The 16068-nt window shown below is 52.8% G+C and carries 8 protein-coding genes and 1 pseudogene; all 9 read right to left on the bottom strand.

Translation table 11 applies throughout. The annotated features are described in order from the left end of the window. Nucleotides 1–11: 11 nt before the first annotated feature. Nucleotides 12–251 (bottom strand): annotated as a pseudogene (locus RB620_RS00765) (carbohydrate ABC transporter permease); the annotation flags it as partial. A 576-nt stretch (nt 252–827) separates the two neighbouring features. Then, on the bottom strand, nt 828–3281 hold the full coding sequence (locus RB620_RS00760; RefSeq protein WP_308091589.1) for a glycoside hydrolase family 38 N-terminal domain-containing protein: 2454 nt from the start codon (nt 3279–3281) through the stop codon (nt 828–830). Between the two features lie 19 nt (nt 3282–3300). Next, the gene (locus tag RB620_RS00755) at nt 3301–5385 is read right to left on the bottom strand and encodes a DUF5054 domain-containing protein (RefSeq protein ID WP_308091588.1); all 2085 of its coding nucleotides are present in this window, start codon (nt 5383–5385) and stop codon (nt 3301–3303) included. 15 nt (nt 5386–5400) lie between these two features. After that, nucleotides 5401–6285 (bottom strand): carbohydrate ABC transporter permease, encoded by an 885-nt coding sequence (locus RB620_RS00750; RefSeq protein ID WP_308091587.1) that lies wholly within the window; start codon nt 6283–6285, stop codon nt 5401–5403. A 19-nt stretch (nt 6286–6304) separates the two neighbouring features. Next, a complete protein-coding gene (locus RB620_RS00745) occupies nt 6305–7204 on the bottom strand; it encodes an ABC transporter permease (RefSeq protein ID WP_308091586.1) in 900 nt (299 codons plus the stop codon). A 109-nt stretch (nt 7205–7313) separates the two neighbouring features. Next, nucleotides 7314–9002 carry an extracellular solute-binding protein gene (locus RB620_RS00740; protein WP_308091585.1) on the bottom strand — a complete coding sequence of 563 codons (1689 nt, stop codon included), beginning with the start codon at nt 9000–9002 and terminating at the stop codon, nt 7314–7316. 83 nt (nt 9003–9085) lie between these two features. Further along, nucleotides 9086–10765, bottom strand: coding sequence for a response regulator transcription factor (locus RB620_RS00735; RefSeq protein ID WP_308091584.1), 1680 nt, complete (start codon nt 10763–10765; stop codon nt 9086–9088). Then, nucleotides 10758–12518, bottom strand: a complete 1761-nt coding sequence (locus tag RB620_RS00730) for a sensor histidine kinase (protein WP_308091583.1) — start codon at nt 12516–12518, stop codon at nt 10758–10760. The genes RB620_RS00735 and RB620_RS00730 overlap by 8 nt, the downstream gene beginning before the upstream one ends. A gap of 320 nt (nt 12519–12838) precedes the next feature. After that, on the bottom strand, nt 12839–15949 hold the full coding sequence (locus RB620_RS00725; protein WP_308091582.1) for a beta-galactosidase: 3111 nt from the start codon (nt 15947–15949) through the stop codon (nt 12839–12841). Between the last annotated feature and the right edge of the window lie 119 nt (nt 15950–16068).

The raw sequence follows: 16068 nt of genomic DNA, 5'->3' as shown, positions 1-16068 counted from the left end.
TTGATCCTCTATTATTCTTTGACCCCGCCTAGTACCATGCCTTTCACGAAGCTTGCTTGTACGATGACCGTTTGCAAGTAGCTAGACAGCGGATAGTTATGCTGGGAATTCATAAGGACAAGGCCGTCGAACCAGGAATTCCAATGGCCTACGATCGTGAAGAGCCCAATTGTGGCGATGGAAGGCATAGACAGCGGAACAAAGATGCGCCACAGCGTAGTCATGTAACCCGCTCGGTCTACGAATGCCGCAGCGGGAGCGATTGCGGGAGAGGCAACGACGATTGGGAGAATCTAATTGGAGGACATCGGTTCCGATCTGAGGCATTCAGTGGCATAGCCGGGGATGTTCGCGCGGACATTGGTTCCTTTCAACTTTAGGCAGATTCGGCTACATGGGTCCGCACCCCTCTAACGGTTGCCACGGAGGCTATTCCCTCCTTTTCGTAGCTTTTCTAATTGTAACGGTTGTGATAGCGGCTATTTTGCACTTATGACGCGAAACGCCAACTTTTGCCCCCAATAAGCCCCACTGTAACCGTTAGATTAATAAAACCTCCATTTGACGATAATAGCCGCTGTAGCAACCGTTAGAGCATGATGTGACGAGACACGATAGGCGTGAGCTACGTAAGCACCTGCAATGTTTCCGTAGGAAACATTGCAGGTGCTTAGTCCCGGCTAACTCGGGCCCCGCGAAAGTAATCGGAATTGGCATCGAAGCTTCACTTCACTTTCGTGGGTATCAGGAAATATTCGATGTCGAGCTATCGAGCTCGCCACCTGTAATACTTCGTGATCAAAAGCGGGCTTTTTGAACAACCTCTACTAGGAGTCTGCTTTAATCCTCCATACAGTAAGCCCCGAGCTCATCGCTCTACATTGTCCGATCGCCGGCTCCACCGCTTGGATATCTTCAGCGGACTGCACGCAATAACGGAATTCATAGAAGCCGCCAAGCGTCGCCTTAAAGTTCGTCTCCCAATAGTTGCTCATCGCCCATACGTACAATTGACGATCCGTCTCATCGCTTTGCTGAGTATGAAGCAGCCGCTTCCCGTATTCGAGAGTGCCTAACTGGACGAGAGGCGTATCCGGCGTTGCGATCATAATGGAACGGTCTGCTCCCACAAAAGCAAGGCCTTCTTGAATGCAATAATAATCGATCAGCGTTCCCGGCAATTGATCGGTCCAAGGACGGATTGGCGCACCCGCCTTATCCAGCCATAATGTCTCCTCATTCAGCTCGCCCGAAGTAAACGGCAGCGAGATATATACATTTTCCGGATCCCACACGCTATCCTTATGAAACCGGACCGCAACGTCCACTCTGCTGCTCGTTGCATGCAGCTTCAGGAATAACGAATAATAGCTCATCCCGCTCGTTTCGAATTGCAGCTCGACGACACCGTACAGCGGTCCGCTCGATACGGCTCTCGCCTTCACGAGGCGTCCGATGGAGCGCTGTACGTTCAGCCCCTTCCGGTTGCGGCCCATCGTGCTGCGTGCGGAGTACATGCTGCTTGGATTTCTCGGATCGGCCGCTGGCGTCACTTCATAGACGGGCGTAAACGCGCCGTGCTTCCGGTCCTTGCGAATCAGCTCCGTACCCGTTTCCTTGTTGATCCAAGAAACGATCCCTTCTTCGTTCCAGCTAATCCGTACATACGGCGATTCCGCCGAATGCTGCGAAATGACGAATCCATCATTCTCTGCGCCGGACGGATACATATCCTCGATATCATAGATCGTATCGGCTCCAACCAGCTTGAAATTGGTCGTCGTACGGGCTTTCGACGATTTCGCCGGCCGGATGAAATACGTCTTCTGTTCTCCCGGCTGCAGCTCCGCCTCTATCGTAGCGCTCTGATAATCGGTCTGATGCGGAACGACACGGCCGCTGCTCTCCTCAACGACCTCCAGGCCTCCCTTGAAGCGCTCATTTTCGAACCCGTCCCAGGACAATTGGGCGAATTGTTTCGTCGCATGCGGCTCTGTATTGGCCACCCGATAGCGGAACGCTCTGCCGGGGTGAAGCATCGAGCCGTCCTTCGCATTCAATACCCGGTCCAATGCGCCATGCGCCAATCGGCTCGCGTTCGCCGCATAAGCCAGCTTGCGCACCTCCAGCATCTGCACGTTCCAATGCCAAGGGGAATGGACGGATGCATGGAATCCCCATGTATGCTCCGCATACATAACAAGCTGATGCTCAATCTCGGCAATGTCCGAAGGGCTGACGATTTGCGCTTGAGGGTCCAGACGCTTCACCTTTCGCAGCGCGCGCTGTGCGTCCTTAAATATTTGCGTTTGCATCGGCGTGGAGCCGACGCCGTCCGACCACCAGTCCGGCCAATCTCCGCGATAAACCGGAATTTCGGCTTCTTGCCCCTTCAAATGGTTGAAAAACTCGCTTAACGTCGACATCTCAATGTGAACCTGCTCGCCGTGCTCCGCATTCCAAGCCTGAAGCACTTTCGCAATATCTCCGTTCGGAGAGCCGTTGTCCGTCGCCAATCCCGATACCATAACCGGTACAAAGTCATACGGGTATTGCTCCGCTTCCAGCTGTGCCAAATACCTATCGATCCGAGTCGTCATAATTTCGAAGTGGTTGTCCACGATCGCCGGCGTATGGAATTCGTCCCGGATCATATAGCTGCCGACTCCGTCCGGACAGAAGCCCAGCTCGTTGCCGAACATATAATGCTCCCCGTTCCATACGAGCAGCTTGCCGCCTCCCGGTGTCTCCCACCAGAACGGAATCTGCTTGCGGCCAAGCGCGAACATGCCGTGATGCGTATGAATACAGGAGAACAAATGCTGGATTCCCGCATCCAGCAAGCTGGCGGCGTAGCCCCAGCTGTAGCCGTTAATGTCGGCCGTCATCGCGGAGTCAACCGGCGCTCCGATGGACCGTCCGTAATCGGCGGCTTTGGCATGTATCGAACGAAGAAGCTCTTCATCCGCAAGCTCGGTCATATTGAGATAAGTGCCCGATAATTCGATATCTCCGCACCGCACCGCTTCCGCAAAGTCTTGTTTTTCCGCTTCCGTCGCTTCTTTCAGAAATTGCTCGACCGCCCAAAACGTCTCGCAAGTCCATTTGAACCCTTCCCACTCGCTGCGCTTGCCGGATCGCATCTCCTTGGAAATCGCGATCGCCTGACGGATGAAATCGACATGGTACTGCTCGATCCTCTCTTGTCTCTCCGTATAGCCGATATCCGTATGCGAGTGATGAATGACAAAAATACGCCATTTCCTGCCGAGCTTATTCATTGGCGATAGCCCCCTAAGTTTATCGATTCGACCGCAGCAGAATGCGGAATCGGAACTTCATATCATCTTCGAACCACATGACGAAATTAGTGCCCCATACATTGTTGTGCAGATTAAAATGGAAGCCGCCGTCCAGCGGCGCATATGTGTTGTCAAATTGCAGCAGTCGGGGTTCTCCCGGGCATACGAGCGGCGCGTCCAATGATTCGATCACGGCGCTGCCGTCCGCGCCGTCATAATACAACCCCTTGCCTATGCCGTGCATATTCCGGTTGCCGTCCTTCACGACAGATAACGGGGAGATGCGCTCGCCCAGCTTATCCATCGTCCAGGCGTTCGGATTGTTGACCAGCGGAGCTACCGACAGCCAGCTTGCTTCCGGCAGGCGGCATGCCTGCTTGCCGTTCCAGAGCAGCTCGACGTCAACGACCGGTTCATCCGCATGGAACTTGTACACGAGCGTGAGACGGCGCGGCGCGCCGTATGTCACACACGCCTCTTCGGGCAGCTTCAGCTCTGCAATCGCGATGTCATAACCGGCTTCGCGCTTCAAGATCAGCGATTTCAGCGACGCCTCGCGGCACCGGTGCTCCGGTCTAGGCTTGACGTATTCGATGCCCGGCTTGCCCAAATCATTGTCCGCCCAGCTATGATGGATGTCCAGATTGGTCACGTATTCCTTGAAGAACCGGTCGTAGCTTTCTTTGCTAAATGTTTCGTACCGAAACGTTCCGATCCGCTGGCCGTCGCCTGCCCACTCTTTGCCGGATCGGTCAATCAGCCGATTTATCGATCCGTCGGCGGCAAAGCTGACTTGGAACTGCCCCATCTCGTAGAGCTCGTTCATTGCGATCGGCTTGGTATCTTGACTCGAATTCCGGCTTTCACCGCCGTCAAAATCATTTCGTGGATTTAGGCGCTCCAGTGCTTGCTCCGCCTCGTAGGCAAGCTCTGACGGCAGCGCGCCAATCGCTTCATCGAGATAGTCCCGCTGCTCCTGCCATGAGCTTTCATAATAGCGGTACGATCTGCTTTCATTCGCAAGCTGGCGCAAATAATCGTATTTGCGCAGCTTCTCGTCGTCGACAACATCGCGTTCTCTCGCTGCCGCAAAATCCGAAGCGGAATAGTTCGAGAAATCGACTAAATACACCGTATTATTTAATCCCCATGTATGCTCTGGGATGAGCATAAGCCGATTGCAAAATTGCGCGTACGGCTCGCTCAGCGGATCCAATCGGCCGGAATCGGTCCATTGGTCTCGAAGTCGCAGCAACTCCCGGTAGCGGGCCACTTTCCACGGATCGGACGCGATGCCGTGAATCCACGAATCCCCTATCTCTTCCGTAACGACAGGCAGCAGATGCTTGACGGCGAGCAGCTTCTCAGCAAACGCGTCAAGCGTCGAAGCGATAATTTCCGCGCCGGGGTACTGCTCCTGCAATTGCGCGAACAAAGCGCGTATCTCCTCCATCGTGGACGGACCGTGATTGTCTCCCGTATGGGCGAAATACAAGGCATCCGCAAGGCCTTCCATCTGGAACGGCTTGCCGTAGCTGTCGGCATAGTTGACGATCACTTCCGATCCGTCCGCTGCGCGCCAGACGAAGAGCTTCGGTACGTCCGGGTTTCGGGACACCATATTGACGCCTAGATGCAAATATTGAATGCCGTGTCTCGCTAGCAGCGGCACCATCGCGATCGTATGTCCAGGTACGTCGGTCATCTTGGCGGCGATCGTCGTTTTGCCGAATTGCCGGTCCAAATTCCGGGAGAGCGATATACCGAATTCGAACAGGCTCGCATCCATAATCTCCGTATGGGTCGTAAACGGAAGACCGTGCCATACGATTCGTCCCTGTCTGATCGCCTCCTCCATTCTCGTTCGCATAGCAGGAGAAGCCGTGGCCATATATTCGTTGATCAGCCACGAGCCGGTCGTCCAGACGAACTTGACGTTCCCCTCCTCGCGCGCCAGCTGTTCGGACAGATCGAGCGCCTGCGGGATAAAACCATTCATATACCGGTCGACAACGGTTTTCCCCATATCGGTAAACCCGATGTCCAGGTGTGTTTTGAAGATGACATGTACTCTGGCTATCATTGGATGACCCTCCCGTTATTCTTTGACGCTGCCGAGAACGATACCTTTCACAAAAAACTTTTGTAGGAACGGATAGATGATCAGAATCGGCAAGGAACCAAGTATAATTTGAGCCGCCTTCGTCGTCCGATCGGACACCTCGGATAGATGCTTCGCTTGCAGCATGCTGATCTTCGACATATCGGGCTGGATGATGATGGTCTGCAAATAAGTCGACAGCGGATAATTGTCTGGCGAATTCATCAGCATCAGTCCGTCGAACCAAGAGTTCCATTGCCCAACGAAAGCGAACAATGTGATCGTTGCAAGGGATGGCAGCGATACCGGCAGGTAGACCCGCCATAACGTCGTCCAATGCGACGCCCCGTCGATAAACGACGACTCTTCAAGCTCCTTCGGCAATCCGCGGAAAAAGTTCAGCAGCAGAATGACGTTGAACACTTGCACGGCGCCGGGGATGACAAGCGCCCATATCGTATCGATCAGGCCGGTCATCTTAACCGTCATATACCACGGAATCAATCCGCCGTTGAACAAGATCGTAAAGACGAACAGCCATGCGTAGATCGTCCGGAAACGGAAATCTTTCACTTCCTTGGACAACGGGTAAGCCAGAAGCACCGTTAACAGCATGCTGATGGTTACGCCAAGCGCGACCCGCCAAACCGACAAGCTGAACGCTCTAAGAAACTGGGGTTTCTCCAGAATGAATGCATAGGAATCCATCGTGAATGAAACAGGCCACAGCTTGACCAGACCGGCCGTCGCCGCGCTGCTCGTGCTGAACGATATCGCGAGCACATGCACCATCGGAGCCAGGCACAGCAAAGCGAGAAAGATAAGGAAGCAATGGTTGAACACATTGAATACGCGGTAACTCCAAGACGTTTCGTGTATCACTTTAGCGCCACTCCCTTCGTTAGAAAATACGATAGTTCGCGATCCGATAAGCCATCCAATACGAGACGGAAATAAAGACGAGCGAGACGACGGACTTGAACAGCCCGATGGCGGTGGCAACGCTGTACTGGGCATCGACGACGCCGATCCGGTAAACAAGCGTGTCCAAGATGTCCCCGGTATCGTAAACGGTAGAATTGTACAGCGTAAATACTTGTTCAAAGCCGGCATTCAGCACGTTGCCGAGACTTAGCGTAGTCATCAGCACGACGATCGGCATAATACCCGGCAGCGTTATATACCACGTTTGCTTGAAGCGGGATGCTCCATCAATGACGGCGGCTTCGTACAGCATCGGATTTACGCTCGTAAGAGCGGCCAAATAAACGATCGTGCTGAATCCAAACTCCTTCCATACGTCGGAAGCGACCAGAACATATCGGAACCAATTATTGTCGCCGAGGAAGAAGATCGGCTCAAGGCCGAAGAAACCTAATATTTGGTTAACGATACCCGAGCTTGGTGACAATATGTCAATGAGGATGCCCCCAAGAATGATCCACGATAAAAAATGCGGCAAATAAATGAGCGTCTGTACGCCCCTCTTAATGGCTGATTTGCGTATTTCGTTCAACATCAGCGCAATGACGATCGGGACAATCAATCCCGCGATAATTTTCATGCCGGCGATAATAATGGTATTCCAGAGAACCTGAAACGTATCGGGCAATTCCATAACGTAGGCGAAATTTTGTAATCCGACCCACTTGGAACCGAAAAATCCTTTGGCCGGGGTGAACTTCTGAAATGCGATAATAATACCTACCATCGGGATGTAGCTATAGATCAGGATGAGAAGTACGCTTGGCAAAGCCATGGCGTGTAAAGGAAGCTCTCTTTTCCATTTTTTCCCGAGCATGTTATGCACCTTCCTTTATCGAATTGCCAAGTGCAAACGGCTGTCGCCGTCCTCTGGCGGAAAAAAAGGAAGAGAATGAAGACTCACCCTCTTCCTCCTTGCAAACGAACTATTTCTGAGCGGCATTCCAATCGTTGACTTCCTGCGTCATTTGATCTCCGCCAAGCTTCTTCCAGTCTTCGACGAACTTATCGAATGAGTCGATGAAAGCGGCGCCCATAATAATTTTGGTGAACACTTCTTTTTCCAGCTTGTCGAGCGTTCCTTTTTTCGTGACCATCGTAGGTGTGCTCGCGCCGAGGAAAGAGGTCGTCACTGCATATTCCCGATAGCTTGACAATGCTTCAAAGGCAGAGCCCACAGGACCAGTTTGACGGTCGACCGCCCATTGCGCAGCGTCTCCGTTTTGGAAAGCGACGATTTTGTCGTAGTTCGCTTTTTGCTCCGGATTGAGCGCGGATGCGTCTTTTGTTTCAAACGCTTTTTTGATCGCTTCGAAATTGTCCGGTACGTCTTTGTTAGGAGGGAACACTTGGAAGAGCGGATATTGGAAGATTTCCGTTCCTTCTTTGTCTACGGAATATTTCTCCCAATCGCCGGTCTCGCCGTAAAATCTTTCGTGCTGCAGGTTGAGCATTTTAACGATTACTTCTGGATTTTTGAAACTTTTCTTTGCCACGTAATATTCGTAGATCGGGAATCCAAGTCCAGGCTGCGCCGGCTTGTCGTCGATCGAGACAATCGGATAAGGCTTCCAGTCCATGCCTGGATTTTGTTTAATGGCGTCGTTAAGCGGATAATACGAGTTCCAGTTGGCGCCGAATTGAATACCTACTTTGTTCTGGGAGATCGATTCGGTCACCTTGCCGCCGTCCTTCACCGCAAATTCGCGGTCAAGCTGGCCGTTTTTGTACAGCTCCTGCAGCTTCCCAAGCGCCTGCTTCATCTCCGGCTGCACGTTGCCGTACACGATTTGGCCTGAAGCGTCTTTGACCCAAATGTTCGGGAACGCATGGTAGCCGTTGAAAAATCCGGTCAGGTTCGCCATACCGCCGTACAGGTCTTTCGTAAGCGCCAAACCGAACGTATCGTCTTTGCCGTTGCCGTCCGGATCTTGTGTCGTAAACGCTTCCGAGATGGCAAGCAGCTCATCCATCGTTTTGGGTGCTTGCAGGTTCAACTTCTCCAGCCAGTCGGTTCGAATCCAGACTACATCGGCGCCTGTAATGTTGCCGCCGAACTTCGGAATCGCCATCAGCTTGCCGTCGAACGTAGCCGACTTCAGCGCCAATCCGCCGTCTTGGTTAGCCAGCTCCTTCAGCTCTGGGGATACATATTTGTCATACACCTCGGTCAATTCGGCGATTTGGCCGGCTTCAACGAGCTGATTCAATTGCTTCATCGATACGCCGAGCACATCCGGAAGTTCATCGGAAGCGATCGCAACGTTTAATTTTTTATTGAAAGCGCTGTCATCTCCGCCGTTGCCATCCGCGACCCAATCGTAAATGAGCTTAATACCGAGCGCGCTTTCGTATTCTTTCGTCCATACGTTGCTGTCCATCGTGTCGCCGTTTTTGAACCGGTCATCCGGCAAGCTGCCGCGAATCGCGTGTACTTCGATCGGCGGATCATACTTGACGAAGGGTCCATCCTGTACGGCCGGCTTATCGCTCTGCGGCGCGTTCGTGGAATTGTTCCCTTCCTCCCCGTTGCCTGCACCGCCCGAACATGCGGTCAATGTCGAAAACACCATTACACTTGCCAATAGCGATAATTTCCAGTTGCGTCTTAACATTTCGTTACCCCCTTGACTATAAATGTTCCTGACAACCAAATTATAGATCACGCGCAAGAAGGTCATCTATTCACCGATGTTTACTATTCACTCGCATCTGTTGACTTTGCTGCGTTCTCTCTGCACTCTTGGGGGGTGACACCCGTCGCCTTGCGGAAGAAGCGATAAAACGATTGATCCGACAAAAATCCGACGGCTTTGGATATATCGTGAATTTTGAGCCGGTTTTCTTGCAGCAGCTCCGTCGCCTTCGCGACTCTGGCCGCCATAATGTAATCGGACAAGCCCTCGCTCGTAATTTGTTTGTACAGCCTGGACAGATAAGACGGATTATGGCCAACCACCTCGCCGATCCGGTTCAGGGATAAGTCGCCGGCCAAATTTTGATTGACGTATTGCTGGACTTGGCGGATCACATCATTTTCTTGCAAGCCCTGTCCCGACATCTTGTGGGCGAACAAGAGATCCGCAAGCGCATAGAAGTAGTCCACCACTTCCATCCAATGGTGATGGCAGTCCAGCATCGTCATTTTCCCCAAATTTGTATGTTTGCCGATTTCCTCCTGCACGCCCCACCGGTTCAAATAAGACATAAACATCGATACGAGCGTAAAATAAATTTCCGTCTTCACGGAAGCTGATTGCGGGGAGGATGCCGCTACAAATTGCATCAAAGAACCGTATTCCACAAAAAACTGATCTCGTTGGCCGTTGTCCAGCAGCGTCTGCAGCACTTTCAATTTGCCCAGCTGCTTGCGCAGCTCGCGGTCGATAGCGGAAGGCTCCAGCTCCGGCGTTCGCCTCTCTTGCAGCAGCAATTCATGTCCAAGACCGAGCCCATGGCTAAGGAGCAGCTGCAGATGCTCGAATTGCTCGGGAATGTCGCTCCAATCTCGGTAGTCATTGCCTGCGGCGAATGATAAGCTCAGCTTAAGCATCTGCTTACACGTCATTTGGATCATCTCGAAAGCGCCGTGGATAAACCCCAGCGAGCGCTGACGAAGCTCGGGAGAGACGGAACCTTGGCCGGCGCCGACCTCCTTCGGTTGTATGAACCAAGCCAGCTTCGTTCGATGATCGAAGTCGAAGGACACTTGAAGCGTCGATGCGGACAAATATTCTTCGGCTATGTTTCGCACCGCGAACAAAAGCAAGGACTGGTCAACGGAAGTCGCAGTCCCGCTCCATTCGTCAATTCTTCCGATCACCGTCATCGTCTCCGCTTTGCTGCCAAGCGGTACGTTCAATTCCTCGAACGGCTTCTCAAGCGGCAAGCGGGCATTTGTCTCTCCCCGCACCAGTCCGAGCAGCAGCTCCTTCTGCAGATAAGGCTGAATATGCTGCAGCTTTTCTTTGGATTTCCGGATCAAATTATCTTTTTCGATCGTGTCGTTTAACGCTTGAACCGCCTTCTGCACAGCTTGTATGATCGCTCCATTGCCTTCCGTCTTCAACAAATAATCGACGCCGCCGTTCCGAATCACTTCCTGGATAAATGCAAAGTCGTCATAACCGGATAAAAAAATGACTTTGCACCACGGCCACCGCTTCAATATTTCACGATGCAGCTCCAAGCCGCTCATACCGGGCATCCGAATGTCCGTCAGCACGATATCGAATTTGGTCGTTTCGAGCAGCCTTAGCGCTTCGATGGATGAATACGCCCCGCATATATCCAATTCAATCGTTTCCGTTCTCTGCAGCAGGTCCAGCACGCTCTCTACGATAATCGGTTCATTGTCCACAACCAGCAGCCTATACATGGCGTTCCTCCTCTTGGTAAGGGATTTTGAGCTCGACCCGCAAGCCGCCCCATACACTCCTTGCCGCATGAAGGCCGAAGTGATCACCGTACTTCAGCTGCAAGCGGCGATGAACGTTGAATAGGCCGGTATATTCCTTGATCGGCTTTCTGCCGCGAAGCTGCTCCTGTATCGTCATGAGTGCGTCATCCCGCAGCTTATCCCCGTTGTCCTCCACGATGATGAGCAGATAGCCGTCGCGTTCCTCGAATCTTATGTTTAGCAGGCCGCCCTCCAGCTTGTCCTCCAAGGCGTGAACATAAGCGTTTTCAACAAGCGGCTGCAATATAATTCGCGGCACCTGCAACTTGGCATAGGACTGCGGCACGTCTCCCCACTCCACCTCGATATTTCCGTAGAACCGTATCGATTGAATGTCCGTATAAGCTCTGGCATGGCTGATCTCCTGCTCTAAGGTGACATGCTCCGTCCCGGTGCGCGTAATAAATTTGAAGTAATCGCCTAAATATTGCATCATCGTTTCCGCTGTCGCATTATCATTCATCCGTACTAGACCTTGCAAGATGAAGAAGCTATTGTACAAAAAGTGCGGGTTGATCTGCGATTGCAGCTGCTTTAGCTCGGATTGCTGAGACCGGATCCGCTCCTCGTACACTTCGCGGATGAGATGGTTCAGCTGCCTCACCATGGCATTGAACTGCTCGTACAAATAATGAAATTCATCCTTGTTCTGATGATGAATCTCTACTTTTAAATTTCCTTTCTCCACTTGCCGGAACGAGATGACGAGACGTTTGAGCGGCTGATGGATCAGGCGGAATATCCAATAGGCGAACAATACGAGTACTGCAGTCGAGATGATCGATAGCAGCCATAGCAGCGTACGGTACTTGGCAAGCGGTCCTAACACTTCTTCCTTCGGAACGTAGACAGCCAAGTAAGTGTCAAGCAGCTTCGAATATTCGAACGTGGCGATGTAGTCCACTCCTTGCACCGTGAGATTGCCTTGACCGCTCGTTTGATCCTTGAATTGCGGCTCCGCTATGAGCTGCTGCAGCGCGGCCATAATATCTCCGCTTGTTTTCCCGTCGGAAAAAATCCAGTTCTGCTCGATATTGACGAAAGCGGCGCCGGAATCCTTTACTTGGCTGATCTGATTCAGCGAATGCCGAAGCTGTTCGTTCGACAGCTCGACGGCAAGCGCGATTGTCGTGTCCACATTTTGGAACGGAGGGGGATAAACTTCGCTGAGCAGCAATCGGTTTTTCCAATACGTAAAAGGTGCGTTATATCGGTTGCCCGCTTTCTCCAGCGCGCCTAGCTCATCCTCGGCAATGTGGTTGTCGAAGCTGCTCGCGAAGATGCCTCGTCCAAGCGTCGGGATGTACACCCGGACGTCATTGACATATGGGCTGGATGTCTTGAGCAGGTACAGCTTGTTTTTAATGCTTAATATCGTTTGGGCGCGAGTATAATCGTCCATCGCTTCGGCGATTGTCACCATTTTTTGAATGTCGTCGTCGAAGATGAGCTCTTTGTTGAGCCTCATGAGACGCTGCATTTCCGTCTCGAAGGAGCTGACATAGAAGTGGACGCTGGATACGACCGCCTTTGAAATTTCGTTATGGACGTTTTCTTCCGCTGTTTGGTTCATGTAGAAGCTGATGCCGTAGATCGGCAGCATAACAATGAGGAGAGAGGCGACCAGCTTGGTAAATATGCTGAAGTTTCTGACTGACGGAGGCGATATCAATGGCGTCACATCCTTAATAGAGGTTGTTCAAAAAGCCCGCTTCACATTACGAAGTATTTCTAGACGTTTACTCAACATCGAATTTTGAATTCAGCCGAACCTTCCGTTGCTCACGTAGCTCTGCTACGCTCCGCTACTCAGTTTCTAGCTTCGTTCAAACTTCTCGGTACTGAAAAGCGATCTTTTTGAACTTGCACTAATAGAGCGTATATTCCTGTAGAAGAAGAAGCGGAAAGAATCTCGGCAAACGCTGTACAGACAAAACAAGGGCTGTCCTTGTCATTATGACAGCCAGACAGCCCCTTAGCTATTAACAAAAATTATGATAGAGTAGCAGATCGCACATTGACCTCATCCGGACGGTAGACGGAGATCAGACGCCCTTGGTTATCAGCAGCGAACATGACCGTCCGCTCCTTCTCCAAGGTGAACGCATATTCAGCGCCCGTCCGTGGATCGCGGACTTCCACCTCGGTGTCGGAACCGAACTCGGATACGAAGATGTATAGGCTGCCTTCCGCGAATGGAAGCTTGCGTCCGTACACGCCCGGAAGCTCACCGCTTCTCTTCCACTCCAGCTCCCGCTCGGCGCCGGATACGGCGAACGCGTCGGCATACAAGGCTTGCAGCGTGTCCCAACGGTCATTCAGCTCCAGCGGCAGCGGGCAATAGATCAAACGGCCCTTGCCGAGCTCGACCGTGATCGGACGCTGAGCTCCGTTAACGCTGGATATCGGCCGGTCGATGGCGAGCGTGCCGATCTTGCGGTCTCCGAACGATGCCGCGTAGGTCTTGCCGCTTAGCTCCAGCGCTTCTTCGCGCAGCACATTGCCGTGGACCGTCTCGCCGATCTCCGCCTGAAGCCGCTCAATGGCTGGTCCCCAATAAGCGTCTCTGCGCAGCGGGCCCGTCCATAATACCGTGCTGCCGCGCTTAGCCAGCTCGATCAACTGCTCGAACGCTTCATTGCTGAAGTTATGCGCGCTAGGCACGATAATTAGTTTTGCCGGCTCGCGCTCCAGCTGTTCCAGATGGTATTCGGAAGCGCCGCGCGGATGGATGTTCATGCCGTAGCTGAGTACGCGAATCGCGTGAGTCGTCGCTTGGAAAGCATGTTTTCGGCTAGAGAAATCGTTGGAATACGGGAAAACGACAGCAACATCCTCTAGCTCGCGGCCGTCGAAGAGATGTCCGATCTCGCCCATGAATCGTCCGAAATCGTACGATACGTCAGCCTCCGGCTTTTGGGTGCCGTCCGCGCGCAGCGCTCCTATATTCGATTCGTTCGCGTTGTCCATATAATAGTTGATGTTCCAAATCCATTGTACGGCTCCGGCGCCGCCGGTAGAGAACGCATAGGCGTATTTCCGCTCCAATATGTTGCGCAGCTCTTCTTCCGTACGCTTCGCGATGCCGTCAGGGCGCTGAATGTGCATAATGCCCGTTTCTTGAATCAAATTCGGCTTATCCAGCGTCTTAGCGAAGATGCCGTCCCATACGAGCTGATCATTCAGCCACCAGCTGTGAACGGTTGTATAGTCAATAACAGGCTCGTAGAAGAAAGGGGACGGTCTCTGCGCGCCCAAGCCCTCGTCCTGCCCGACGGTCACAAGCTGATTCGGATTCGAACGGCGGATCGATTCCGTAAGCTCCGATGCCCACCGGTTGTGCATATCCATTGTAAACAAGGTGTAGTCGATCCAGCGGCCCCATTTTTTCGGCTGCAGCACGCTGTCGAAATGCGTATCGTCAGGGTCCGGAGGCGTTGCCGCTTCGAACGACGGAAGCTGGCCAGGCGTCATATTCCACTGCTCTTGCAGCTTCGCGATGTCATTCCCATGACGCTCCCGCAGCCACTCGGTGTATGCCTGAAGCTCGAACCGGTCGGCCACGGCGCGCGGCCCCTCGAATATACGCTTAGGATCGAACATGGACGGCTCATTGATCAAGTCCCAATGGGCGTTCGTTGTGTCGACATGTCGGGAAACGACGGAAGCGATGAAACGTTTCTGCGCCTCCACAGCTCTCGGATCCAAATACGGATTGACTCCGTCCCATGCTTCCGGCGCGAACGAGAAAAACGTAAACGTCACTTCGAGCTCATGACGCTTCGCGGTCAGAATGAAGGCATCGATTGCACGCATCACATCTTCGACGACATGTCCATCCGTGAACATGATCGTCCGGTATCCCGTCCAGATGCCGGTACGGATCAGATTGATGCCGGCGCGCTTCATCTCCGCCATATCCCGCTCCCAGCGTTCTACGTTCGGCAGATGGAGAAATTTGCGCGATACGTCGGAAGTCATATACGTCATGCCTACGATTGGGACAGGACGGCCGCCGCGAACGAAATAATCGCGTCCGCATTCCAGCACTTCCCCGCTTTGCAGCAGCTCCCGGTCCATTCCCCAGAACGCCTGCGTCATCAGCCGGACGTCTCCGGCATCCGAACGAACCTCGCAGCGGACGCGGTACAGCCCTTTGTCCACGGCAATCGGAACCGCAATGCGGATTGGTTGCAGCTCTCTCTTATCCGGTCCCGTCTTAGCCTGAACGACGCCACTCCATACCGGCTCTTGGCCGTCTTGTCCGACTGTCAGCGCGAATGTCCACTGCTGCTCGGGAACGGCAATCCGCGACAACGACTGCAGCTGCACCGTCAGCCCAGGCTGCTCGCCCGGCTCGAACACCGCATAATTCGGCTTCACCCACAGCTCAGTTACGCCGCGTCCCGCATATTGCGCCAGCTCTTGCAGCAGCTCAATACCCGCGCCGTTCCAGAACGACGACTGCAGCGACTGATTGATGAGCACCCATCTGCCGCCGGCGTAATCCCCGTTCGTATTTTCGATGAGCACAACCGGAGCCGATCTCTCCCTGCCATCACGATCAACGCCCATAAGCAGCGGATAAATACGCGCGTCCATCGGGCCGCAAGAGCCCATCTCGCTAGGGAAATCGCTGGATTTGGTCGGATGAAGCGTCAAACCGCAGGTCGGTTCGATTGCAAATAGATTTTCACTCCCTTGCAGCAGCGGAAACTCGGAGGCTGCGGCCAGTCGCTCAACTTTGCTAACATCTATAGGCAGGGCATCGTGAATATTCATCAGCTGATGGTAAGCAATTTGCTCCCGTTCTACTCTCCATCCATCACCATCTTGAACGACCGGTTTGCGGAACGGAACGCCGCCCGCGAATACGAGCCCGCCTCCGCTTGCAAGGAATGCTCGGATTTCATTCCATGCGGATTTCGGGAAATACGCGCCATGCAAATATACGATCGTTGCAAAGCCGCCTTCCGAGAGCCGATCTGCCAACGTATCCGCGTTCGCGATCTCCGCCCATGCCGATGCCCCGTTGATGGCTTCTTCGGAAGGACGCTGGCCTTCATAAGGGAACGATGTATCATAAAAAAGCAATGTTTTCATAATAACCTCCAAAATGTTTGTTTGTTATTTTTGTTATGTTATTTTATAATGGTGTTATGTACTTTCAGTCTAATTTGTTTGATAATATACGTCAATAACAACATTTTGTTAAGTTAGGT

The sequence above is a fragment of the Paenibacillus sp. LHD-117 genome, assembly GCF_030929555.1.
Classification (GTDB): domain Bacteria; phylum Bacillota; class Bacilli; order Paenibacillales; family Paenibacillaceae; genus Pristimantibacillus.
This window is presented reverse-complemented; position numbering and strand designations above follow the sequence as displayed.